The sequence below is a fragment of the Actinokineospora sp. NBRC 105648 genome, assembly GCF_030269645.1.
Classification (GTDB): domain Bacteria; phylum Actinomycetota; class Actinomycetes; order Mycobacteriales; family Pseudonocardiaceae; genus Actinokineospora.
In genome coordinates this window covers 181,801-202,692 of sequence record NZ_BSTR01000005.1, presented here as the reverse complement: position 1 = coordinate 202,692, position 20,892 = coordinate 181,801, and the positions used below count along the sequence as shown (strand labels likewise).

Annotated in this window: 23 protein-coding genes and 1 pseudogene; 6 read left to right on the top strand and 18 right to left on the bottom strand. The window is 67.7% G+C overall.

The genetic code is table 11. The features are described from left to right. Positions 1–72 precede the first annotated feature (72 nt). The 3 genes and pseudogenes from QSK30_RS36800 to QSK30_RS07555 form a co-directional block, all read left to right on the top strand. Positions 73–354 (top strand): annotated as a pseudogene (locus tag QSK30_RS36800) (Ada metal-binding domain-containing protein); the annotation flags it as partial. Between the two features lie 126 nt (positions 355–480). After that, on the top strand, positions 481–1,638 hold the full coding sequence (locus tag QSK30_RS07560) for a DNA-3-methyladenine glycosylase 2 (RefSeq protein ID WP_285500801.1): 1,158 nt from the start codon (positions 481–483) through the stop codon (positions 1,636–1,638). Between the two features lie 168 nt (positions 1,639–1,806). Beyond that, positions 1,807–2,277 carry an RNA polymerase-binding protein RbpA gene (locus QSK30_RS07555; protein WP_285500721.1) on the top strand — a complete coding sequence of 157 codons (471 nt, stop codon included), beginning with the start codon at positions 1,807–1,809 and terminating at the stop codon, positions 2,275–2,277. A 68-nt stretch (positions 2,278–2,345) separates the two neighbouring features. On the opposite strand, the gene QSK30_RS07550 is transcribed toward QSK30_RS07555, so the two are convergent. The 3 genes from QSK30_RS07550 to QSK30_RS07540 all read right to left on the bottom strand — a co-directional run bounded on the left by QSK30_RS07550 (position 2,346) and on the right by QSK30_RS07540 (position 4,888). Further along, positions 2,346–3,215: a Fic family protein gene (locus QSK30_RS07550; RefSeq protein ID WP_285500720.1), complete on the bottom strand. Its 870-nt coding sequence runs from the start codon at positions 3,213–3,215 to the stop codon at positions 2,346–2,348. A 483-nt stretch (positions 3,216–3,698) separates the two neighbouring features. Then, positions 3,699–4,409 (bottom strand): 7-carboxy-7-deazaguanine synthase QueE, encoded by a 711-nt coding sequence (locus QSK30_RS07545; protein WP_285500719.1) that lies wholly within the window; start codon positions 4,407–4,409, stop codon positions 3,699–3,701. Then, positions 4,406–4,888: a 6-pyruvoyl trahydropterin synthase family protein gene (locus QSK30_RS07540; RefSeq protein WP_285500717.1), complete on the bottom strand. Its 483-nt coding sequence runs from the start codon at positions 4,886–4,888 to the stop codon at positions 4,406–4,408. The genes QSK30_RS07545 and QSK30_RS07540 overlap by 4 nt, the downstream gene beginning before the upstream one ends. Before the next feature lie 223 nt (positions 4,889–5,111). Between QSK30_RS07540 and QSK30_RS07535 the strand changes: the two genes are divergently transcribed. After that, the gene (locus QSK30_RS07535) at positions 5,112–6,362 is read left to right on the top strand and encodes a helix-turn-helix domain-containing protein (protein WP_285500716.1); all 1,251 of its coding nucleotides are present in this window, start codon (positions 5,112–5,114) and stop codon (positions 6,360–6,362) included. A gap of 3 nt (positions 6,363–6,365) precedes the next feature. Here the strand turns inward: QSK30_RS07535 and QSK30_RS07530 are convergent, their stop codons facing one another. The 14 genes from QSK30_RS07530 to QSK30_RS07465 all read right to left on the bottom strand — a co-directional run bounded on the left by QSK30_RS07530 (position 6,366) and on the right by QSK30_RS07465 (position 17,047). Next, on the bottom strand, positions 6,366–7,010 hold the full coding sequence (locus QSK30_RS07530; protein WP_285500714.1) for an HAD family hydrolase: 645 nt from the start codon (positions 7,008–7,010) through the stop codon (positions 6,366–6,368). A 109-nt stretch (positions 7,011–7,119) separates the two neighbouring features. Continuing rightward, positions 7,120–7,695: a hypothetical protein gene (locus QSK30_RS07525; protein WP_285500713.1), complete on the bottom strand. Its 576-nt coding sequence runs from the start codon at positions 7,693–7,695 to the stop codon at positions 7,120–7,122. Positions 7,696–7,765: 70 nt separating this feature from the next. Further along, on the bottom strand, positions 7,766–8,611 hold the full coding sequence (locus QSK30_RS07520) for an SAM-dependent methyltransferase (protein ID WP_285500710.1): 846 nt from the start codon (positions 8,609–8,611) through the stop codon (positions 7,766–7,768). A 65-nt stretch (positions 8,612–8,676) separates the two neighbouring features. Next, a complete protein-coding gene (locus QSK30_RS07515) occupies positions 8,677–9,309 on the bottom strand; it encodes a PIG-L deacetylase family protein (RefSeq protein ID WP_285500708.1) in 633 nt (210 codons plus the stop codon). A 5-nt stretch (positions 9,310–9,314) separates the two neighbouring features. After that, a complete protein-coding gene (locus tag QSK30_RS07510) occupies positions 9,315–10,169 on the bottom strand; it encodes a 5'-3' exonuclease (protein ID WP_285500707.1) in 855 nt (284 codons plus the stop codon). After that, positions 10,169–11,284 carry a glycosyltransferase family 4 protein gene (locus QSK30_RS07505; RefSeq protein ID WP_285500705.1) on the bottom strand — a complete coding sequence of 372 codons (1,116 nt, stop codon included), beginning with the start codon at positions 11,282–11,284 and terminating at the stop codon, positions 10,169–10,171. The genes QSK30_RS07510 and QSK30_RS07505 overlap by 1 nt, the downstream gene beginning before the upstream one ends. Then, positions 11,277–11,846: a phosphoribosyltransferase gene (locus tag QSK30_RS07500; RefSeq protein WP_285500703.1), complete on the bottom strand. Its 570-nt coding sequence runs from the start codon at positions 11,844–11,846 to the stop codon at positions 11,277–11,279. Before QSK30_RS07500 ends, QSK30_RS07505 begins: the two co-directional genes overlap by 8 nt. Next, on the bottom strand, positions 11,843–12,817 hold the full coding sequence (locus QSK30_RS07495) for a radical SAM protein (RefSeq protein ID WP_285500701.1): 975 nt from the start codon (positions 12,815–12,817) through the stop codon (positions 11,843–11,845). Before QSK30_RS07495 ends, QSK30_RS07500 begins: the two co-directional genes overlap by 4 nt. Then, positions 12,814–13,854 (bottom strand): glycosyltransferase family 2 protein, encoded by a 1,041-nt coding sequence (locus tag QSK30_RS07490; protein WP_285500700.1) that lies wholly within the window; start codon positions 13,852–13,854, stop codon positions 12,814–12,816. Before QSK30_RS07490 ends, QSK30_RS07495 begins: the two co-directional genes overlap by 4 nt. Further along, complete coding sequence (locus QSK30_RS07485; RefSeq protein WP_285500699.1) at positions 13,851–14,327, bottom strand: DUF6884 domain-containing protein; 477 nt, start codon at positions 14,325–14,327, stop codon at positions 13,851–13,853. Before QSK30_RS07485 ends, QSK30_RS07490 begins: the two co-directional genes overlap by 4 nt. Next, positions 14,324–14,887: a formylglycine-generating enzyme family protein gene (locus tag QSK30_RS07480; RefSeq protein ID WP_285500697.1), complete on the bottom strand. Its 564-nt coding sequence runs from the start codon at positions 14,885–14,887 to the stop codon at positions 14,324–14,326. The genes QSK30_RS07485 and QSK30_RS07480 overlap by 4 nt, the downstream gene beginning before the upstream one ends. Further along, positions 14,884–15,708: a reverse transcriptase family protein gene (locus tag QSK30_RS07475; RefSeq protein ID WP_285500695.1), complete on the bottom strand. Its 825-nt coding sequence runs from the start codon at positions 15,706–15,708 to the stop codon at positions 14,884–14,886. Before QSK30_RS07475 ends, QSK30_RS07480 begins: the two co-directional genes overlap by 4 nt. 158 nt (positions 15,709–15,866) lie before the next feature. Beyond that, positions 15,867–16,577: a 7-cyano-7-deazaguanine synthase QueC gene (queC, locus tag QSK30_RS07470; protein WP_285500693.1), complete on the bottom strand. Its 711-nt coding sequence runs from the start codon at positions 16,575–16,577 to the stop codon at positions 15,867–15,869. Next, positions 16,574–17,047 (bottom strand): hypothetical protein, encoded by a 474-nt coding sequence (locus QSK30_RS07465; protein WP_285500692.1) that lies wholly within the window; start codon positions 17,045–17,047, stop codon positions 16,574–16,576. Before QSK30_RS07465 ends, queC begins: the two co-directional genes overlap by 4 nt. A gap of 517 nt (positions 17,048–17,564) precedes the next feature. On the opposite strand from QSK30_RS07465, the gene QSK30_RS07460 reads away from it, so the two are divergent. After that, positions 17,565–17,771 carry a hypothetical protein gene (locus QSK30_RS07460; protein WP_285500691.1) on the top strand — a complete coding sequence of 69 codons (207 nt, stop codon included), beginning with the start codon at positions 17,565–17,567 and terminating at the stop codon, positions 17,769–17,771. A 531-nt stretch (positions 17,772–18,302) separates the two neighbouring features. Here the strand turns inward: QSK30_RS07460 and QSK30_RS07455 are convergent. Next, positions 18,303–18,755: a prepilin peptidase gene (locus QSK30_RS07455; protein WP_285500689.1), complete on the bottom strand. Its 453-nt coding sequence runs from the start codon at positions 18,753–18,755 to the stop codon at positions 18,303–18,305. Between the two features lie 665 nt (positions 18,756–19,420). On the opposite strand from QSK30_RS07455, the gene QSK30_RS07450 reads away from it, so the two are divergent. Next, complete coding sequence (locus QSK30_RS07450) at positions 19,421–19,816, top strand: hypothetical protein (protein ID WP_285500688.1); 396 nt, start codon at positions 19,421–19,423, stop codon at positions 19,814–19,816. Positions 19,817–20,892 lie beyond the last annotated feature (1,076 nt).

Genomic DNA, 20,892 nt, shown 5'->3' with positions numbered 1-20,892 from the left:
TGACCTGCAGTGCGCTCTCCCAGCTGTACGGCGACGGCGGTCTCATGAGATCGCAGGGCGGAGATCGTCATTGTGGAAGTGTTGCAGCGCAACACATTTCCGTGCGGGCGGACAGAGAGACCGATAATCACTACAGTTGGGGGCAAAGAGCCCAGTGTCGGCCTGGGCATCGCAGGTGGACAGGCTGATCCAGTAGAACCGGACGCTGCGTCCTCGCTCCCGGTTGCCGCGGCGACCATCTTGGGGATCTATTGCACGCCGTCGTGTCCTGAGGTGCGACAGGACTCTCCGGGTGCCGTGACCCGCTTTCCCAGCGCCGCGGCGGCATGGCGAGGTGGCTTCCGTTGCTGTCTGCGCTGCCCACCTGGCGAGGTATCGCTCCTTCAAGGGAATCGACAAGACCGTGGCCTTGCGAGTCGGGCGGTCCGGCTGATCGACGATGGCTTGGTTGTGCGGGATGGTGTGCCCGAGTTGGCGCGAATGCTCGGTTACTCCGAGCGGCATCTGACCCGGGTCGTCACCTCGGAGCTGGGCGCGGGGCCGTTGGCCTTGTCCACGATGCGGTGCGCGTACTTGGCCCGGTCGCTGATCGAGACGACCACGCTTCCGATGCAGGACGTCCGAATCGCGGCGGGGTTCAACAGCCTGCGCCAGTTCAACGACGTCATCCGCTCCGTCTACGCGCGATCCCCGACGTGGATGCGCCGCGCCGCACGAGACCGGCCACGGCCCCCGGAGGTCTGGGGTCGGATCACCGTGCGGTTGCGCACCCGCACCCCCTTCGACGGCCAGGGGTTGCTGCATGACCTCGGCGCTTGCGCGGTCGACGGGGTGGAATGGGTGGGCCCGACCCAGTACGCGAGAACGTTGCGACTTCCCGGCGGTCCGGCGACTGTCCGTCTCCGTTTCGAGGCCGACCACGTGGACTGCGCGGTTCGACTGCATGATCTCGCCGACCTTGGCGCCGCTGTGGCTCGGATGCGAGCGTTGCTCGACTTGGACGCGGATCCGGACGCTGTCGACCACGTCCTGCGCGCCGACCCAAGACTCGCACCGGCGGTGACGGCCAACCCGGGCATCCGGCTACTCGGCAGCACTGACGGCACCGAGACGCTGGTGCGCGCACTCGTAGAACACTCGGACACGACGTCATCACCTCAAGAGAAGATGAACAGGCTCGTCAGCGCCGCCGGGGAGAAACTGTCCGAACCAGACGGTGAACTGACCATGCTGTTCCCCACCGCGACCGTGATCTCCAGGCACGGCTGGAACTTTGTGCCGCCCTCGGTCCAGCGGACAGTCCGTGCGGTGTGCGTGGACATCGCTTCCGGAGACTTGCCCCTGCACGTCGGGGTCGATCACAGCGCGTTGTATGCCCAGTTGCACTCCTATCCCGGCATCAGCCCGCGGATGGCAGAGCACGTCACCGTGCGGCTGCTCGGTGATCCGGACCGCCTCCGCGCCGATGATCCGGAAGCCCGAGCCGGAGCGAAGGTTCTCGGCCTACCGGCCAAGATCAACGACCTGGCGCGACACGGCGAAGGGTGGCGACCGTGGCGTTCCCACGCGCACGCGCACCTCGTCCGCACCTCCCACACCAGCAAGTTCCACCCCGACACCACAAAGGCACCGCGGTAGTGGCCAGTGCGACCCCACCCAACCACGAGGCCAACGCTCAGGCAGCACTGCGTGAGATGGTTCCCGCTGCCGCGATGGTGCACGCGACCCTGGCGAAGGCCGCCGCGACACGCGAACTCGCTGTCGCTGTGGCAGCGCTGGCTCACGCTGTCTGCCTTCGCACCGCGGATGCCGTTGAGGCCGGCGGCACCACCGGCTCGCATTGATGGGAACGACCGATCGGAGCACGTCGTGCGCAAAGGAATCCTGCGAGGGTATGGCCTGGGCTCCCCGACCGGGACGCCCGATCGAACCGTGGAACCCGCACCTCGGGTCATGGTCCGGTTCACCTGCCGGCGCGGCCACGAGTTCACTGTGCCCTTCGCCGAGTCCGCTGAGTTGCCTGCCTCCTGGGAGTGCACACAGCACGGTTTGGCGGATTGCCCGGCCGTCGACGATCACACAACGCGGCCCGGCCCCGACGGCAAACCGCTGCGCACGCACCTGGTGATGCTCATGGAACGTCGCACGACCGCGGACCTCGACGCGTTGGTGGACTCCGCCCTCGCCGCCGTTCGCCGCCAAGGTGGCGCGCAGCCGGGGTGTGTGTGCATCGCCGGGCGGCCGTACTCGTTCGCATTCCCTACCGGTGGCGCCTGATCGCCCGCGGTCGAGGCTGCCGGCCTCAGCCGACAAGGTCGTCTGATGTGGACAGCAGGTCCAGGGCGTCAGGCTGGCAGAACGCTTGGCCGTAGGTGGATGTACCGATCGGCACGAGCACGCCGCGGTCGACGAGATCCGCGGTGACGTCTTGGATCCCGCGGACCGACGTCCTGTACTCGTCGACGAGACGACGGTTGTTGAACATCGGGATGCTGAGCGTGGAGGCCAGAATTGCCCGCATCCTGCTGTTTCTGCGTGAGGGCAGAGATGCTGTCAGGCGCCGGCGGAGTTCGTCCACGAGCGTGATGAGCCTGATCTCCGAGCGGCAGGACTCCGTCACGCCGCGGGCGAAGAACGCGACGTAAGGGCTCGAGCTGGCCCGTCTTCGAGGCGAGCACGACGTGGTCGCGGTACTCGTCCAGGTTCCGGTCGATCCACGCCGAAACGGGTAGCCACTGCTCACGCAGCAGGCCGAGGCGCGCGAGTTCCATCCCGACGTGGAGCCTGGCGACGTGTCCACGATCCTCATGGATCGCGTGGGCGGTGAGCAGGTGATGGTGTGCGATGGCGACTTTCGCTGTGGTTGCCAGCGTCTCGTGGGTATCCGCCCAGGCCCTGAGCCGCTTCAGCGTCACCGTCTGGCCGGCGGACACGCCGTCCGGCGTCTCGACACTCGACCCGAGGGCGATGCCGGTCGCCATCAGATACCGGTCCAGGTCACGTTCGGCGTCGTGCCGCTTGAACCCGGGCAGGTGCGCGAACAGCACCTCCCGGAGAGCGAAGTGGCCTCTGTCCAGGTGCGCCGACCGCTGGATCTCGCGCAGTTGTACCGACCAGGCCCATGTGGACCGGAATGGTGAATGCGCCGCGATCTCGTCCAGCCGTGCCATGGCTTCTTGTGCGTCGCACACCAGCCGATGGGTGCGCGAACTCATGGGCAAGTCCGGCGGTAGCGGTAGTACAGGGCCCGCCTCGACGCAGGGCTGGGTGGGCGCCATCCGCGGCGAGGTGGATCGCGGCTCTGCTGCTGCTCGTCGGAGAAGCCGTACCCGTTCTGCCGCACCGTCATCGACGTCGACCAGCATCGCCAGCGCGGTGTCCAGGGTCCGCGCGGCGAACCGCGGCTCGTCGTTGGCCTGGTACGCCGCGGCGAGGTCGACCAGGATGCCGGCGTGCTCGGCGATGAGCCCGGGAGTAGCGGGGAATCGCTGATGAGCGCGCCTGAAGTGGGCTGCGGCAGCACCGGGTCGAGCAGCTTCGGCGAAAACTTGCCTACCAGGGCCGAGCGGCGGGCGGCAGTGAGGTCGTCCTCGATCGGGGTGTCGAGTGACCGAAGGGCAACGTCGAGGGCCTGGTGCCAGCGACCGGAGATGCGGCAACGTGCCACAGCAGCCTTGAGCGTGTCTTCCGCATCGGGCTCAGCGGGCACGGACGTTGCCCCACAGCAGGATGTGCAGGCGGGAGGTGAGGTTCCAACCGCGGGCGAGGACCGGGTCGGCGAGCAGTCGCATCCGGTCGAGGATGGTGGTGCTGTCGGTGCCTTCGGGCATGATCCAGACCGGGTCGAGGCCGTACTCGGTCGCCAGGGCCTCGACTTCGGCCAGGTCGTCGGGGGTCTGGACGACGAACTTCCAACTCGCCTTGCCCGAGGCGACGAACTGTCGGATCACCGCGGGCCGGATCCTTCGGGGCAGCACCATGGTCGAGTGTGCGAGCTTGGGCGAGACGGTGAACCGGGTGACGGCCGCGACGATGTCCGGGGTGGGTGTGATGGTCCCGGAGGTCTCGACCTCGATCTCCGTGGCCAGACCCGCGGCGGTGATCGCGGTGAACAACGGTTCCAGCGCGCGTTGCTGGAGGAGTGGTTCGCCTCCGGTGACGACGAGCAGGCTGCTCGGGCCGGTGCGCAGCCAGGCCAGGATGTCGTCGACGGTGAGACGGGTCTGCTCTGCTGCCGGGTCGTGGCGCGCGCGGTCCCAGGTCTGTGGGGTGTCGCACCAGGTGCACGCGAGGTTGCAGCCGTAGAGGCGCAGGAACCGCGCCAGTTTGCCGGTGCTGGTGCCTTCGCCCTGGAAGGTGGGTCCGAACAGCTCGTTGACTGCCAGCGTCGTCGTTGTGGGTTCGGTCATGAGGTGGCGGGTTCGTAGACGGCGGTGTTGAGGCGCGTCTCGCGTACCAGGACCCGGTCGATTCGGGCGCCGTCGGCGCGGGGCAGGTCGACGAGTGCGCTCTGGGCCACGCGCGTGAGCAGGACCGCGGTGGCTTCGACGGTGGGCCAGTCCAGTCCGTGGGCGAATTGCTCGGCGGTGTCCCCGGGCTCTTCGAGTCCGAAGCGGAACACCTTGTTGCCCGTGGCGGTCAGCGGGTTCACCAGCTGGTCCTGGGCGCCGAGCATGGTGCCGTGGTCGAGGTGCTCGTCGATCCAGTGGCGGAGACGGGCCTTGAGGGCTCCGAACTCGACGACGGTCACCTCGGGGCTCAGCTGCGCGGCGCTGACGGTGACCGCGGTCGTCCAGGAGTGCCCGTGCAGGCTGACGCATTTGCCGCCCAGGTGCGGTAGTCGGTGCGCGGCCTCGAAGGAGTGCTCGACGGTGATCTTGTACGACATCTCCCGGATCACCTCCCTTTTCCCGGTTGCCGCCTCTTAGCGGGTCCGCGGTGGGCGGTCGGGGGTCGCCCACCGCGGACACCCCTGAGCCAACTGTCTGCCGGTGTGGATCACCAGAGCGGCCGTGCGGCGGGTGTGGGGCGATCATGGAGCGGCACACCTTCTACGCTGAGCAAACAGTCACGTACTGTGTGCTATAGCGGCTACGGGAGGGGGACAGACCATGGCAGGACGGCCTCCTTCTCCGTTGCGCCGTGCCCGGGAAGCGTCGGGGTACACGCAGGAGAGCTTCGCCGCGGAACTCGGCATGGAGCGCACGTCCATCGGCCGTTGGGAACGGGGAGTCCAGGCGCCGTACCCCTGGCAGCGGCAACGTGTGGCCTTCGCTCTGCGTGTGTCGCTGGACGAACTCGACGAGCTGCTGCGCCGCACTCTTCGACGGGCCCCGTCTCCTTCACGCGACACGGCCACCGCGCCCTCGCGCTCCGGTGAAAAGACCGGCACCTTCACGCTGGAGGCCGACGTCATCGCTGCGGCAGTGCCCGACCTGCGACGCTCGCTCGACAGCCTCGACCTGCCAGATGACGGACCGACGAGAACCCTGGCCGAGCTTCGGGCGGACGTAGCCCGCATGAGCGAGGACCGTCTCCAGGCCCGATACGTTGATCTCGCCCATCGACTCCCGGTGGTCCTGGCCGAGCTGGGCCGCGCCGGGCAGCTCGGCGGCCAGGCCGAGCAGCGATCCGTTGCTGCGCTGCTGACCTTGGCATTGCGGGCGGCTGACGGTGTCGCGTTCAAGTTCGGCTACCTGGACCTCTCCGCCCGCCTCATCGACCGGATGCGAACAGCCGCCCAACGAGCCGAGGACCACCTTCTGGCAGCCGCAGTCTCCTACGTGCGCACCGAGACCTTCTTCGCCAACGGCGACCTGGTGACCGCGGCCCGCGCCCTAGACCTCGCCGTCGACGAGCTGCCTGCCCGCGGCACGCCGCCGGTCGCCAGTGCTGCGGCTCTCGCAGCCCTGCACATGCGAGCTGCCGTCGTCGCCGGACGCGCCGGCAAGCCCGACTCCGCGGCCGAGCACCTGCGCGAGGCCCGCCGGGCCTGCACGACGGTGCCCGAGGGCGTCTACCACGGCACCGCCTTCGGCCCCGCCTCGCTACGCATCCACGAACTCGCCGTCGCCGTCGAACTCAGCGACCCGGTCGGCATCGAACGCGCCTCGTCCTGGTACCCACCGCCCGAGCTTCCCGCGGAACGACGCTCGCACTACTTCATCGACCTCGCCCGCGCCCAGCTCGACCTCGGCCGCCACGAGGACGCCCACGCGAGCCTGCAGACCGCCCGCCAGGTCGCGCCCCAGCACGCCCGAGCACACCCACAGGTTCGCCGGACCCTGACCACGCTGTTGTCCACCCACAGCGCCCCCAGCTCCGGCCTGCTCGACCTCGCCGACTGGGCCGGTGCCCGCTGAGCCCTAGTGAGGCTGCAGCAGGTCGGGCAGTTCGAGCAGGGAGTCGATGACCCAGTCGGCGTCCCGTCGGACCAGCGGGTCGTCAGCCCACAGGTAGCCCCAGGGACCGCGCCGGATCAGGACGGTCCGCAGGCCCGCCGCTTTGGCCGCGACGACGTCGTTGTCTCGGTGATCCCCGACGTAGACGACCTCGTCCACACCGCCCGGCGTCATGGCGACGACTCGCTCGAAGAACTCGGGAGCGGGTTTGGCCACGCCCCACTCGCCCGAGGTCGCGACCCGATCGACCGGCAGGTCCAACTCCCGCAGCAGGGTGCCCACGCGGGCGGTCTGGTTCCCGGCCACACCCACCCAAAGACCTTGTACACGGAGCTGAGCAAGGGCGGGCCGGACATCCGGATACAGGTCATCCTCACCGATAAGCTCACCCCGGCCAGCTTCTTCGCGCAGCTGCCGTTCGTGGGCCAGGTCGAAGCCGGGGCGGAAGTACTGGAAGGCCTCGGCATTGTCCCGGCCCGCCGCGGTGACCGCGCCCAGCACGGTCGAGAACGTGTGGCGGGAGACGCCGACCCAGTCGGCCCACGCACCCCACTCCCGCGAGTCGTCCAGCAACGTCTCGCCCACGTCGAACACCACGGCAGTGACCATGCCCTTATGACATCAGATCGAGGGCATGGTCAGCTCACCGGCGCGCGGGAAGCATCTGCTGGAGTAGTTCGGGAGACACGTGGACCGGCCCGCCGTCATCGATACGCGATTATTCATTTTCCATTTCGTCTTTGTTGGATGAAGATTGTTCGATGACCGGCGTTACGAGGGCCTGCTTCTTGCAGCGGACGGTCTTGCCGGTTCCTAGTTCCGCTTCGGCGAACATCGGCGCGAGGCTCAATTTGTGCTTGTGGCATTGGAGGGCCGCCATGTTTTGCAAGAATGACAAGTCGTAAACACAGGTGGTCGAGTCGCCGGGTTCTAGCCGTTTCGGTAGCTTGTCGCCCCAGTCGCCTCCCCCGAGGATGCCGTAGCGTTCATTGGTGGGAGCACGAAAAGCGATATCCTTGACTGTAAGTGCCGTCCTTCCGACGTTGCTTACAGTCACGAAGAAAGCCACTGGGCCGTTGATGCCGTTCTGAGTGGCTGTTCGCTTGATCCCGTCTATCGCTTTAGGGCCCAGAGGAAGAGTGAAGAATCGTTGAGAAAGCTTGTCGATTACTCCGATACGCAGATCAACGTTGGCTCGTCCGCCGGTCAGGAACCAGGCAAGGACCTGCCAGCCGAACGCGGCGCCTGAGAGGGCCAACGCGACGGCGGAGAATACAAACGATGCGACAGTCACGTCGGAATTGTCTCCGACTCGCCCGCGATGTGCGACTCGCGCCGGCAAGGTTGCTCCCTGCGCGTCAAGCTCACCTACACGGCTTGTGGGCGATCGCGGCGAGCCAAGTTTTGTCAAGGGCGTTAGATGCCAGAGCGGGGCCTGGCGAGACACACCATCGCGCCGCCGATGCGACGCCGGGGGCGACGAGCTGCAAGTCGCTTAGCAACTCGGTGAACTCTGAGGTGCTGCGGATGGTGACCGGTTGCCCGATGCTTCCGTAGAGCGCGCGTAGGTCGAGGAGACGGTTGACGACTTCGGCTGGTACGCCGTCGGTGCTCAGGTGGGTGGCGATGAGGTAGGACCCGGGTGGCATCAGGTCCGTGTAGGTGGCGAGAGTTCGTTCGTTGGTGCCGGGTGGGAGGAAGTGCAGCACGTCGGAGAAGATGATGGCGACGGGCTGGTGGGGGTTGATCAGGCGATCGTCGTGCGTGATGGTCTGCCACAGCCTGCTGCTGGATCGAAGGTCGGCGTGCAGGACGTCGTGCCGGTTGGGGGCACCGTGCTCCTCCACAGCCAGCTGGGTGTGTGCGATGGCCACTGGGTCGATGTCGACGTAGGTGCAGCGTCCTGTTGGGAGGACGTTGTCGACGAGTTCGTGTGTCATTGGTCGTATTGGTGTGCCGCAGCCGAGGTCAAGGAATTGCTCGATACCGCGGTCGGCGCAAAACTTGATGGCCAGGGCGAGAAAACGACGATTGAGTCGAAGGAGGTCGGGCAGTTCCGGAAGGATGGCTGTGGCGCGGTCGGCGAAATGGCGGTCGATGGCCCAGTGCAGGTCGCCGCCCAGCAGACGGTTGCTGATTCGGCTGGTGTGTGGTCGTTCGAGGTCGATGGTCGGGAGGCGATAGGCGTGGGGGTCGCCGGAGATGGGCATGGGTGTGCTCCAAGAGAAACCGTGGTCGGTTACCTGGCGCGGATGTCCACTGGGGAGCTTCGCGTCTACAGGGCGGCGGCGGCAGCGAGTCGGCCGAGGATGGGTAGCGGGGTGAAGTTCTCGGCGTGGGTGACGCCGATGCGTGCTCCCCATAGGCGGGCCAGGTTTTCGGCCATGGGTCCGAAGTGGTCCACGATCGGTTGCGATGCATGGGCCGCGAGGGCGCGCGTTTTCGTGGGCCAGGTCGTGGAGATGTCGACGATCGTGTGCGCTGGCACAGGGCCGTCGAGGGTGAGGCTGTTGTAGGTGTCGGTGGTGTAGAGCCGGCGGGGGTGTCCGGTGGCGATGACGACGTCGGGCAGGGCTTCGAGGACAGCGTGGGCGATGTGTCGGTGGTCGGGGTGCACGTCGTTGAGTGGGTGGGTGAGCACGACCTCGGGTCGGATCACCAGCAGGAGTTCGTGCAGCGCCGAGGTGGTGGGCTGGGCGTAGTGCCGCAGGTCCGCGCCGAGGACCGCGGCCCCGACGGCTGCCTCGGCATCACGGGTTGGTTTGTGGTGGTGGGGTACGGCGATGGTGACGGTGGTGCCGGCGTTGGCGCAGAGGGCGAGGGTGCCTCCGGCCCAGAGTTCGGCGTCGTCGGGGTGGGCCATGACGGTCAACACGGACGCGGGTGCGGTGAACGCGGGTGTGGTCATCGTGGTCACCAGAGCCCGAGGCTGTCGATGATCTCACCGGGTGGTGGCAGGGTGCGGCTTGGTTGGCCGGTGGGCGCGATGGGCAGGGTGAGGTCGGTGCGCATGGTGACCAGGTCGCGCCAGCCCAGGACTTGTTCCCAGGCGGCGGACACGGCTCGTCCTTTGGTGCCGGTGAGTCTGCCGGAGTCGGGCAGGTGTTCCAGTCGAAGGCCGTCTGCGAGGAGTGTGGCGGCGGTGCCGGGGCCGATGCCGGTGACGCCGGGGATGTTGTCGGAGGCGTCTCCTTTGAGGGCGCAGAAGTCCGGCCACTGGCGGGGGGTCACCTTGTAGCGGGTGAAGACCTGGTCGGGTCCGATGTGGCGGTGTCCGGGGCGCATGGCGGTGTTGAGGACGTGGACGTGGTCGGTGAGTAGTTGGTAGAAGTCGCGGTCGCCGGACATGATCCGCACGGGCCGGTCCGGCTCGGCCCTTTGGGTATGGCGGACGAGGGTGGCGATGACGTCGTCGGCTTCGGCGTACTCGAGTTCGATCCAGGCGAGGTCGTGGGTGGTGAGTGCTTTCTGGACGTGGGGGATGGCGCGGATGGGTTTGAGTGCGGCGTCGTCGAGGACGCGGTTGGCTTTGTAGTCGGCGTCCGTGTCCTGGCGTTCGGCGGAGCCGTGCTCGCCGTCGAAGACCACGAGCACTTCCGGTTGGTTGGTGAACTCCTCGCGGATCGCTACGCGTAGTAGTGCGAAGAAGGCGAACTCCGCGGTCAGGTCGCGTGTCTTGTTCCGCGACATGACCGGCGAGGGGAACCCGAAGGCGCCGCGCCAGAGCAGGTTGTGGCCGTCTACCAGGAGCAGGGGGACGTTGAGCATCACCGCACCGCCTTCAGGAATGTCTGGGCGACTGTGGTGGGCAGATAGTCCCGCGAGCGGTAGTAAGCAGCCCTGGATAGCGCTGTGTAGCGTACCGGATCGGCCAGTAGTCGCTGCGTGGCGTTCCACAGCCCGTACTCGCCGTGGAAATGCGGCACGATGACGCCGCCGAGGCCGTTGCCGATCAGGGTGGGTAGGTTGCCGACGTCGAAGGCGATCACGGGGGTGCCGACGCTCATCGCTTCGAGGGCGACCAGGCCGAAGGTTTCCTTGAGCGAGGGCACGATCACCGCGGCTGCGTTGGCGAGCCACGGTGGTACCCGGTGCCAGGGCAGTCCGCCGGGTCGGACGGTGGCGAAGTGCAGGTTGGCGGCGGCTTGGGCGCATCGGTGCCACTCGGCGAGCTGTGAGCCGGTGGCGTGCTCGAACCCGGCCTCGGCCAGGACGACTTCGATGGGTCGTTCGATCACGTGTCCGGCTTCCAGGAGAGCCGGGACGTTCTTTTCGGGCCCCAGCCTCGCCAGGATCCGCACCGATCCCACGCCGCGCAGTTGCGCTCTGCGCGCGCCCGCTCGCCGCTGGTGGTCTCCCAACAGCGCGTTCGGCACGACCTGCCAACCGACGGTGTCGTACGCGTTGGCTCGGGCCTGCTCAAGGACCGTGGTCGAGGGTGCGATGACCACGTCGGCGCGATGCAGGGCAGGGGTCAGGTCTTCGGCGTGGCCGAGGACGTGCATCGCCAACACCGAACGGGCCCTGCTTTGGGGTGCGATCCGGCCGAGGCCCCAGAGCCCGTCGACGTAGACGGCGACGTCGACTTGGTGGCGTCGGAACAGGGCGCGTAGGTCCGCGGCGATGCTCTTCTCGCTGCGGGTGATCGCCGAGCGCAGCTCGTCATCGTCGGCGGGGAAGGTCACTCGCAGCGAGTCGAGGACGATGAGGTCCTCGTCGGGTTCGTCGTCGGAGGGTGTGCGGACCGCGGTGATGATGATGGCGCGGTGTCCGAGCTGGCGCAGGCCAAGGGCGAGGGCGGCGGTGGCGCGTTCCATGCCGGCGGGCGCGTCGGATGTGTAGGAGGCCAGGACGAAGGCCACGGTCATAGGGGTTTCAGCCATGGCGTGTGGCCTGGGCGGGTGTGGTGATGTCGGTGGTGGGTGTGGTGGGGCGGCGTTCCCAGGGGAAGCTGACCCAGTCCGATACCGTCCAGACGAAGTAGTCCGGCCGAGTCTGTGCTCCGGTGTTGACGCACAAGGTCGCGCTGATCACCTGCGCGTCGGCGGCGAGTGCGGGTCGTAGTGCGTTGTGGACCTTGTGCAGGGTGGCGCCGGTGCCGCAGATGTCGTCGACCAGCAGCACGGTACCGCTGAGGCGCTTGTCGGCCGATAGGCGCTGGAACACCCCAAGGTCCACGCTCACCTTGCCGGTGGCCTGCCGGTAGATCGCGTCATCGGTGTTGTGCCGGGCCCGTACGGTGCGAGCGCCGATGCCGAACCGGCCGGCCAGGATGCGGGCCGGGGCGACACCGCCGTGGGCGATACCGATGACGTGCTCGACCCGCGGGTGATCCCGCTGGATCGCGGTGAACAGCAGCTGCGTCGCCTCTCGGAGGGCGTCCGGGGTGACCCGCCAGATGAGCTGGTGCTCGAAGACGCGCTGGGCGGTGACTTTACGGCTCATGCCGAACCGTCCCGTCCGGACAGGGTCAGGCTGGAGGTGTGGGTCAGCGGGCGCAGTCGGTTGATCGCTGCGACGTCGGCGTCGTTGCGCCACACCAGGCCGTCGGCGCGGACAACGGTGAATCCGGCCGCTGCGGCGCGGGTGCGCAGCCGGACCGCGACCGGCACCTCGCCCAGCTCGGCGATTCGTTCGGCGGCTTCTTTGTCGCTGAGCTGCTCATCGGATGCGATGGCGGTTCCTTCGCCGATGGGGAGGAACTGCAGGAACGTCACCCCAGTCGCGCCGAGTGTGGCCGCCAAGTCGACCATCGCGCGGATGCTGGTGATCGTGGAGCGCATGAGCACCGTCTGGATCTGGGTCGGGATGTTGTGCGCAACCGCGGCGCGAATCCCGCTGATGGCGTCGGTGAAGCTACCGTCGCCGCGCCATCGGTCGTGCGTTTCCGCGGTCGGGCCATCGAGGCTGACCCGGATCGCGTCCAGGTGGGAGGCGAGTGCGTCGGCTCGGCGGGCGAGGTGGGTGCCGTTGGTGGTCACGCTTACCGCGCACCCGCCTCTGATCAGCAGGTCGGCCAGGTCTGCGAGGTCGCGCAAGAGCAGGGGTTCGCCGCCGGAGATGTCCACACCCAGTACGCCCGAGCCGCCCAGCATTGCCGCGACGTGGGCTCGGCGCTCCCGTGGGAGTTCTGGCACCGACTTGTCGTCCAGGCAGTGTGGGCAGGACAGGTTGCAGCGCACGATGGGCGACCAGCACACACTCACCGGCACGGCGCCACCCAGGTCACCGGGGTGGACTTCCGGATAGGACTCCACGGTCGCCGGGTCGAGAGCAATTCGGGCGGGGGCTGATACGGGGGTGGGCAGGCGGTAACTCTGGCCGGTCAGGGGGTCGTAGACGACGCCGGTTCCGCCACGCGTACCAGTGGCGAACATGCGTTGGTCGGGGTTGTTCGTCACGGCGGTGCGGATCATGGGCCTTCCTTGCAGTGCTGGAGCAACGTGGACATGTCGGCGATGAAGCCCTCGGTCCTTCCCTGTGGAGCAGGTCTGTCCAGTAAGGACTGGAAGAGGGCCACTGTCCGAGGCAGGGTGGCCGTCTTGTGCTGCCATTGCTGGGGAGCATCAGGTGGGTCGAGATGGAACCCGACTGCTTGGCGCAGTGGGATGACCAGCAGCCCGGCCGCGATCAGGCAGGCGCCGAGGTAGGTGTCGGCCATGGCGCGGCCGATCCGGTCGAACTCGCTGTCGAACCCGCCGATCTCCAGCACCGCGGACCTGGGCGCCGCGAGTACGGCGCTGGCGACCATGCGGGGCAGGTCCCAGTCGTAGTAGCGCCTGCCGTGGCCGAGGTCGATGAAGTCGCGGGTGCCGTCCAAAGGGCGCCCGTCGAGGGGCTTGTCCAGCGTGATCCCGGTGTAGGGAAGTCGTCGGCCGGCTGGTGGTCGCCACACGACGCGGGTGTCGAACTCCAACCGTGGTACCCGGGCGAGCAGAGCGGGGTCGCGGAAGTGGTCCTCGTAGGCCAGGTGGTGCTGGAATCCGACCAGCAGGGTGGTGTCGGTGGCGCGAGCGGCGATGTCGGTGATGACGTGCGGTGGCACTACGACGTCGCCGTCGAGGTAGAGCACGGTCTCCCCGCCGGCGAGCGCGGTGCCGACGTTGCGCGCAGTCGCCGCGCCCATCCGCCGAGGCAGACTCACGAACCGGTCGACGACCCGATGCGAGGAAGCGATGCGGGCGGTGTCGTCGGTGCTCGCGTCGTCGACCACGATCACCTCGAACCGGTACCGGTGGTGCTGGACTTCCAACGCGTCGAGCACCGTGCGCAGGCAATATCCGACTTGCCGCGCGGGAATGACGACCGAAACGGTCCGTGATCCCGCCAGCCAGCAGTGGGAGGGGGTCGGCTCGTGCCATCCAACGCCGTCGGAGATCGCCTGCCAGCAGTTCGTGCTGGAGGCATGGTTGTTGCTGCGCTGCAGGAGTTCTTCGCGCAGAGATCCGGTCACCGCACCCACCCCCACCTCGCCAGGACGGCGGCTGCGCCTATCCAGTCGCCGGCGTGCGGCATCACGGTCAATCCGAGCGGGGGCGCGTAGTCGAACAGGCTTGCTACTGCGGCCATGTACATCGGGTCCAGGACCACCAGGACGTGACGAAGTGCCAGCGATGAGAGATCGACGGCCAGCCGCGGCGTCACCCGTGCGCGTAGTCGCTCGGCTTCCGCGGGAACGCACAGCTTGTGGTCGTAGCTCTCGATCGGCTCATCGGCGTGCAGGAGACCGTGCTCGGCGGACACGATCCGGACGCGAGACCGGTACCCGATCGGCAGGTGCTCGCGCAGGTGTGGTGTGAGAGCGCCCTGGTAGAGGTCCAGTGCGGGAACCGGCCTACTGCTGACGAGCTTTCTCCTGCTGCACGAGACGATGATCAAACCCTCTAGCGCCGCGATGTGAGCGGCGGAACGCAGCGTCGCGGTCATGGCTTGCGCACCACGCGGAACCCGATGCCCGGCGAGGCCAGCTCGGCTGGGGCCGCGTTGAGGAAGGTGGTCTGGGCGTAGAGCGGGGGTGAGGCGTAGGAGCCGCCGCGCAGGACGACGCCGTTGCCCATGGTCACCCGCACCGTCCACTCCCACACGTTGCCCGCGACGTCCACCAAGCCCTGCGGTGTCGCGCCACCCGGGTGCGCGTCGACCGGAGTCGTCGCGCCGTGGCTGGAGTCGCGCAGGTTCGCCAGCTCCGGGCTCCACGCGTCCTCGCCCCACGGCCAACGTCGACGCTCGATGCCGCCGGCCATCCACTCCCACTCCACCGAGCTGGGCAACCGACCGCCCAACCCGCGTGCATAGTCGGCGGCCTGCGTGTGGGTGAGTCCGGTCGCCGGGTGCAGCCCGTCCTGCCCGCGGTGGTCGCCAGTGAGTTGGGCGAAGGTGATGGGTGTGCGGGTCCACAACAGGGTGGCGACCGTTCGGGGGCGGGCCTCGTCACCGAAGGCGCACAGCCCGCCGGGCACCTCGATCCAGTCGATGTCCATGCTCATCCACCGATCAGGAACAGGTCTTCGACGTTGACGCGTGCGCGCACGCGACTCTTGGACTCGTTGGGGCGCATACCGAACTCGGCGAGTGCCCCGGTGATGGTGGCGAAGGCGCCGTGTGCGGACCTGTGGTCCAGGGTGAAGGCGGCGTAGTTGTCGGCGAAGCGCACGATCCGCAGCTCATCGAGCAGGTTGTCCACTCGGGACAGTCGAAGGTTGATCAGCAGCGGCGCCAACCCCGACCCGGGTGCGATCGGGTACGGCATCGCCGCCAGTGCGACGCGCATCCGGCTGAGGAACGAACCGTCGTGGATGTGTTTGGCGCACCAGTCGATGACCTCGTCGACCGTGGTGCCCTCCGACACCGAGGCCACGTCCACGTCGGCCACGGAACGGAACCCCGCGGCGTGGTGTTGCGCGGCAGCCCGGAGTGCGGTGATCCGGTTGCGGTGCGGGCGAAACCCGGACACCCAGTCCTTGAGCACCCGGGTTTCGAGGATGGGTTCGATGGCGTTGCGCATCGCGCGGTGCACGAGCCGGTCGATCATCGTCGGGACGGTGGTGAGCATCTGCTTGCCGGTGTAGGTGGGGATGCACACCTCCCGCAGCGGCCCCGGCTTCCACGTCCCGCCGGCGAGGTCGCGTGCGAGCGCGGGCAGCAGGTCCGGTGCGCGGCGCCGCAACTCCGCCAGCGTCATCCGGTCCGCACCGGGCGCGGATGCTCGTCGACCGCACTGGCGCAGGGCCGCGCGAAGCCGCTTCTCGCTCAGCATCGGCATCAGCGAGTGGGTCTGCACCACCGGGACGGGCGATGGCGAGACCATCTCGCGATGCGCTAGCGTCGACGGTGCTTGGGCGGCAGGAACGATCCGCTGACCACCGATGACCGGCTCGCACACCAGCACGCGCGAGCTGTGGTCGACGGAAAGACGGCCCCGCCCAGGCCCAGTCACACGCTCGTTCCCGTCCTGCATGGGTCCTCCTACGCGCTCTGGTAGACGGTCGGGTCGTTGATGTCGTTGTCGCGGAACGCTTCCCGGCGCTCGACGCACGAGCCGCAGGTCCCGCAGTGCGTGTCTTGGCCGCGGTAGCAGGTCCACGTACGCGCGAACGGCACCGCCAGGGCGGTCCCGATGCGCACGATGTCGGTCTTGCTCATCGACACGAACGGGGCCAGGACCTCGAAGCCTTCCGGGAGCAATCCGTCGTTGGCCGCGGCGACGCTTCGGCTGAAGCGGTCGACGAAGGTCGGTGTGCAGTCCGGGTAGATCGTGTGGTCACCTGCGTGCGCGCCGAACGCCACCGCGTCAGCCCGCAGTGCGATCGCGACGGAGACGGCGATGTCGAGCATGACCGCGTTGCGGTTGGGCACCACGGTCGTGGCCATCGACGTGTCGGTGTAGTGCCCGTCCGGAACCGGCATGGTCTCGTTCGTCAACGCCGATCCCGTCAACAGGACGCCCAGGCTGGTCAGGTCGATGACCTCGTGTCGGCTGCCCAGCAGCTCGGCGATCCCGCGGGCGTAGTTCACCTCGACCCGGTGCCGCTGGCCGTAGTCGAACGACAGCAACGTCAACCGGCTACCTCGCGCGGCGAGCCAGTACGCCAGCACCGTGGAGTCGAGTCCGCCGGAGGCGATGACGACCGTGTGCCGCGGGTGTCGGTGCTCCGCCGACGCGTCCGGGGTGTTCACCACGCACCGCACAGCGAGGACGTCCGCCGGGCCGCACCGACGACCGCCATCCAGGGCGGAAGCTCCCGGGCCGGGTCCGGTGGGACGAGCCACCGCGGTTCGCTCTCGAGTACGTCGGCGGAGGGCAGCGGCATCGTGGTGCCGACCGGCTCCCACTCGACCTTGAGCCGCATCAGCTCGGCCACGGTGGACTCGCGCATCACGGTCCGAGCCTGGGTCAGGAACACCCAGGTGGTCGGCTCGCCGGGCATGGCGATGACCGGAGCGTGCAGCATCGATAGGACGAGCAGGTGGTTGACCTCGCAGGCGAACCCGGCGCGCATAAACAAGGCGTCCACGGCCTCGCCCAAGCGCACACCGGTGACGCCGGTCAGCGCCTCCGTGGTGGTCGGCCACGTCAGGATTTCGGTGTAGTAGTCCGGTAGATCTAGCGCTCGTTGGGCAGCCTCGTCAGCGACAGGCGTGATCACGATGGCTCCTTCATCAGGGATGGAACGGCGGAACCGGAGTCGAATGGGACGAAGCTCCGGTCCCGCCGCGGATCGAGGGGTCGCGACCAGGTCGCCACACACCGGGGCGGCGCTGGCGAGTCAACGGATCGTTGGCAGTCGCCGCCCTGGAGGCTGCGGATCGCTATCTAGCGTCCGACGGAACCTGTTCGCTCTTCCGGATGAAGCCCAGACCGAACTGGCCCGCAGAGGAGATGGCATATGCCAGTTCGGGGGAGGGAGGCTGTCTCCGCTCACGCCGATGTCTGCCAGCGGCCGAAGGCTCAGCACGCTGCCTCGCCCGAAACGCAACGGCCAGAAGCGATCCGACCAGCACCAGGGCAACTGCCGCGACGATCACGACCGGCATACGTCGGCACCTTGCGGTTCAGGGGTCGCGGTGGGACCACGGCTGGAACCCGTGGCCCCACCGCAACATGGCGGTGAAGCGGCATGGCCCACGACGGAAGGAGGCGAACCGTCGCTGTACCGCTCCACCATGCTCTCTGACGAAGCGCTCTCGAACTGGCCGGGTGCACCGGGCGCGGGCGCCCCGGCCTCCCTGCGGGCGGCGATGAGCACGGAGTGGAACTCCTCGGCCTGTGCCGGGCCGAGGGCGGCCACCTCACCAGGAGGCACCGTCACCACCACCGTCGAGCCACGCACGTGCACCAGCAGACTCCGCGGCCGGTCTACAGCGTCGTGACACTGCACCGTCCACGGTTCGCGGTCGATCAACATGCGTCACCGCCTCGCGCGGTGGGGGTGGTCCTGCTCCGTACCCGTCGACACACCAGCTGCACGAGGAAACGCATCACAGCGAGCTTGGTCTGTGGGTATCGCGAAACCGTCGGTTCCGCGAATCGCTGGGAGACTGTCATTGTCTGCTCCGATTGTCAGCGAGCCCCTATGAGATTGTCCTGAACTCTTCTTCTCCCGATAGAGCGACACCGCCCACGCCAAGCCGAGTCGAGACCGGACCAGCGAGGATGTCCCCAGCCGCAGCGTGTAGGCCGATCGGCTAAGGACACGCAGCACAGCTAAACGCGCATAGCGCCGTGCGAACCAGAGCGGCCGTGGGGCGGCTGCGCGGCGGCCATGGAGCGGCGTGTGGTGTGACCAGCGGAATTTCGGCGAGCCGTGCGGCGTGCCGATCGGGTGAAGTCGCCTTTGAACTGCACGGTCGCGATCATCGGCAGGTGGAGCAGGCCGGGTCTGATCGGCTTAGCTGCGAACGTCAAAGCCATGAGTTAAGGAAGACGGCGATCAGTGCCCCGCCGATCAGGAAGGGGCCCAAGGGGACCGAGGAAGATCCACTGGTGACTCGATCGGCGGAGCGAAACGTTGCTAGCAGCACCGCAGGAACTACCCAGCAGGCGAGCGCAAGAACCCAGCACAGAAAGGTGCCTGTCAGCACAACCCGCCACCCCGCCCACCCCATCGCCAAGCCGAGCAGGCCGCTGAGTTTGACGTCTCCTCCGGAGATCAACCCGGTTCTCGCGAGGTAGGGCGCCCCGTAGAAGACCAGCAGGGCGAGCATCGCGACCAAGGAGCGGACGAACGCCGCTGGTTGGTGCTCGACGACCGCGGCGACGCCGAAGAGGATGAGCAGCGTCGGGTAGGTCGGGAAGATCAACCGATTGGGGAGTCGTCTCTCGGCTAGATCGTTGGCGGCCAGGGGCACCGACACTGCGCCGAGTGCGCTGTAGGCGAGCAGATGGGCCTCCGGCCCCATCCGCCACGCCAGGGAGGCGAAGAGGGCTGCGGTGGCGACCTCGAGGACAGCGGGAGGTGCTGGGGTCGCCGTCAACCGCCGGAGCAGCGCCCCGGTGGCAAGCCCAACGATCCCCCAAATGGCAATTTCCCACACTCCTGGTCTACCCATCGCCGCTACTCCAAGTGACATTTGCTCAATTCGCTGTAGAGAATGACAGCCAATCGTGAGCTGTTGCTACCCATTCAGGTGAGATTTGACCACCCAATGAGTGTTGTGCGGGCCTGTTGCTCGTTAGTCCTTTCGGGTGGTTTTTGGGATGGGTTCGTCGTTCCAACTCTGGTGTTGGACCTATTGCACCTTGCAGTAGGACGGGGCACGTCGGGTACACGTGTCGAGGTCGGGGGCGACCTGGTTGGCAGATGGGGGATGGGATTGTGGGAACGGACGGCAACACGCTGCGTCACGGTCATCGCCGTGCCGCCGCAGTCGTGGTGTTGGCAGGAATCTTTCTCACGTCGTGCACTCAGGACATGGCGGGAAGTGCTGGTGATCCGGTTGCTAGCCGAGCCGGTTCGACATTGCCCAGTGCGACGTCAGTCCAGCCTGTGTCTCCTGCGGACGCTGCCAAGGATCGGGCCGTGCGCTCGTATGTGGGCATGTGGCAGAACATGACGGAGGCGGCCACGACGTCGGATTGGCAGTCGCCGTTGCTATCGCAGTACGCCACGGGGGATGCGTTGTCCGCGATCTCGCGCGGCATGTACGCGGACAGCGTGAATGGCTTGATCACCAAAGGTGCGCCGAAGAACTACCCGCAGGTGACCTCGGTGGACCCGGCGGTGGATCCGGTGACGGTGATGATCGGTGACTGTGGGGACTCGACCGGTTGGTTGAAGTACCGAAAGGCGGATGGGCAGTTGTCCGACGACAAGCCCGGGGGCAGGCAGGCGATCACGGCTGAAGTGAAGAAGCAGGCGGACGGGGTGTGGCGGGTGACTCGGTTCGCGGTCAGAGGGGTGGGGTCATGCAGTTGATCAGCAAAGGGGCTGTTGTCCTGGGATTCTCGGCCGTGGTCGGACTGGCCTGCGCTGTTCCGGCGTCCGCGGACAACGGTTGGGGCACGGTGAACTGCGACCAGTACCCCTATCCGGGGTGCGAACTCGGTGCAGGAACAGGTAGTCAGCCCGGGGGACCGGATCGCCGAGCTCAGGATCGCGTGCCTGGAAACGGGAGCGCGAAGGGGAACGGCAACCCCAGCCGGGGTCGATACGAGGGGGACACCCTTCTCGATGACGTGAACCTGGCGAACTGCTCCTACGAGCGAAGTGGCTACCTGCCTCCGCCAGGCGCCGTGCAGCACACGGCATACATCCCGCCGTCGAAAGGCGCGCCCACCGTGCAATCCGCTGTCTACCACCCCGCGGGACGGCAGGGTGCGGCGCGGCCAACCGCCGTGTTTGCGATGGAGCCGGGGCAGGAACCTGGTGCCTGGTACATCTACAAGTGCACCGGTCCAGGTGTCGGGGATGCCCTCTATCGGCCACCGGTCTGGATGCCGGACGGCGCACCGCCTGGCGCGGCGGCCCCGTTGCCCTCGCCCGCTGAGCTCGCAGCGCAGGCACGCAGCCAGTTGAGGTTGCCGTCGCTGACGATCGCCGCCAATCCGGCAGGAGAACAACTCGTCGTGTTGCCCACTTGGCTCTGGATGGACCCGGCGGGATGGCAGGACGTCTCGGCCACAGCCGCGGTACCGGGTGTGTCGGTGACCGCTGTGGCGCGGCCGACTGGTGTGTCGTGGTCGATGGGTGACGGGTCCACGGTCACGTGCACCGGACCTGGTGTGGCGTTCCCTGCGGGTACCGATCCTGGCAGTAGCTCACCTCAGTGCGGCCACACCTACCGTTCCTCCTCGGCTGGGCAGCCCAGCCAGGCGTTCGCCGTGGCGGCGACCGTGCACTGGACGGTGACTTGGTCCGGTGCCGGCCAGTCCGGGGCGTTCCCGGACATGACCACCACCTCGACCGCTGCGTTCCGAGTCGCCGAGTCGCAAGCCTTGGCCACCGGGGGCCGCTGAACAGCGCCCGCCTCGGCCCGCTTCGGGTCCGAGACG

What these genes read in the sequence shown, in the direction of transcription:
- QSK30_RS07535 (WP_285500716.1), top strand. Translation starts at nt 5,112, where the DNA reads ATGGCAGGACGGCCTCCTTCTCCGTTGCGCCGTGCCCGGGAAGCGTCG.
- QSK30_RS07510 (WP_285500707.1), bottom strand. Translation starts at nt 10,169, where the DNA reads ATGCTCAACGTCCCCCTGCTCCTGGTAGACGGCCACAACCTGCTCTGG.
- QSK30_RS07500 (WP_285500703.1), bottom strand. Translation starts at nt 11,846, where the DNA reads ATGAGCCGTAAAGTCACCGCCCAGCGCGTCTTCGAGCACCAGCTCATC.
- QSK30_RS07505 (WP_285500705.1), bottom strand. Translation starts at nt 11,284, where the DNA reads ATGGCTGAAACCCCTATGACCGTGGCCTTCGTCCTGGCCTCCTACACA.
- QSK30_RS07485 (WP_285500699.1), bottom strand. Translation starts at nt 14,327, where the DNA reads ATGACCGCGACGCTGCGTTCCGCCGCTCACATCGCGGCGCTAGAGGGT.
- QSK30_RS07495 (WP_285500701.1), bottom strand. Translation starts at nt 12,817, where the DNA reads ATGATCCGCACCGCCGTGACGAACAACCCCGACCAACGCATGTTCGCC.
- QSK30_RS07520 (WP_285500710.1), bottom strand. Translation starts at nt 8,611, where the DNA reads ATGCCCATCTCCGGCGACCCCCACGCCTATCGCCTCCCGACCATCGAC.
- QSK30_RS07550 (WP_285500720.1), bottom strand. Translation starts at nt 3,215, where the DNA reads ATGAGTTCGCGCACCCATCGGCTGGTGTGCGACGCACAAGAAGCCATG.
- QSK30_RS07540 (WP_285500717.1), bottom strand. Translation starts at nt 4,888, where the DNA reads ATGTCGTACAAGATCACCGTCGAGCACTCCTTCGAGGCCGCGCACCGA.
- QSK30_RS07555 (WP_285500721.1), top strand. Translation starts at nt 1,807, where the DNA reads ATGCCGTTGAGGCCGGCGGCACCACCGGCTCGCATTGATGGGAACGAC.
- QSK30_RS07475 (WP_285500695.1), bottom strand. Translation starts at nt 15,708, where the DNA reads ATGGTCTCGCCATCGCCCGTCCCGGTGGTGCAGACCCACTCGCTGATG.
- QSK30_RS07545 (WP_285500719.1), bottom strand. Translation starts at nt 4,409, where the DNA reads ATGACCGAACCCACAACGACGACGCTGGCAGTCAACGAGCTGTTCGGA.
- QSK30_RS07480 (WP_285500697.1), bottom strand. Translation starts at nt 14,887, where the DNA reads ATGAGCATGGACATCGACTGGATCGAGGTGCCCGGCGGGCTGTGCGCC.
- QSK30_RS07530 (WP_285500714.1), bottom strand. Translation starts at nt 7,010, where the DNA reads ATGGTCACTGCCGTGGTGTTCGACGTGGGCGAGACGTTGCTGGACGAC.
- QSK30_RS07515 (WP_285500708.1), bottom strand. Translation starts at nt 9,309, where the DNA reads ATGACCACACCCGCGTTCACCGCACCCGCGTCCGTGTTGACCGTCATG.
- QSK30_RS07460 (WP_285500691.1), top strand. Translation starts at nt 17,565, where the DNA reads ATGCTCTCTGACGAAGCGCTCTCGAACTGGCCGGGTGCACCGGGCGCG.
- QSK30_RS07560 (WP_285500801.1), top strand. Translation starts at nt 481, where the DNA reads ATGCTCGGTTACTCCGAGCGGCATCTGACCCGGGTCGTCACCTCGGAG.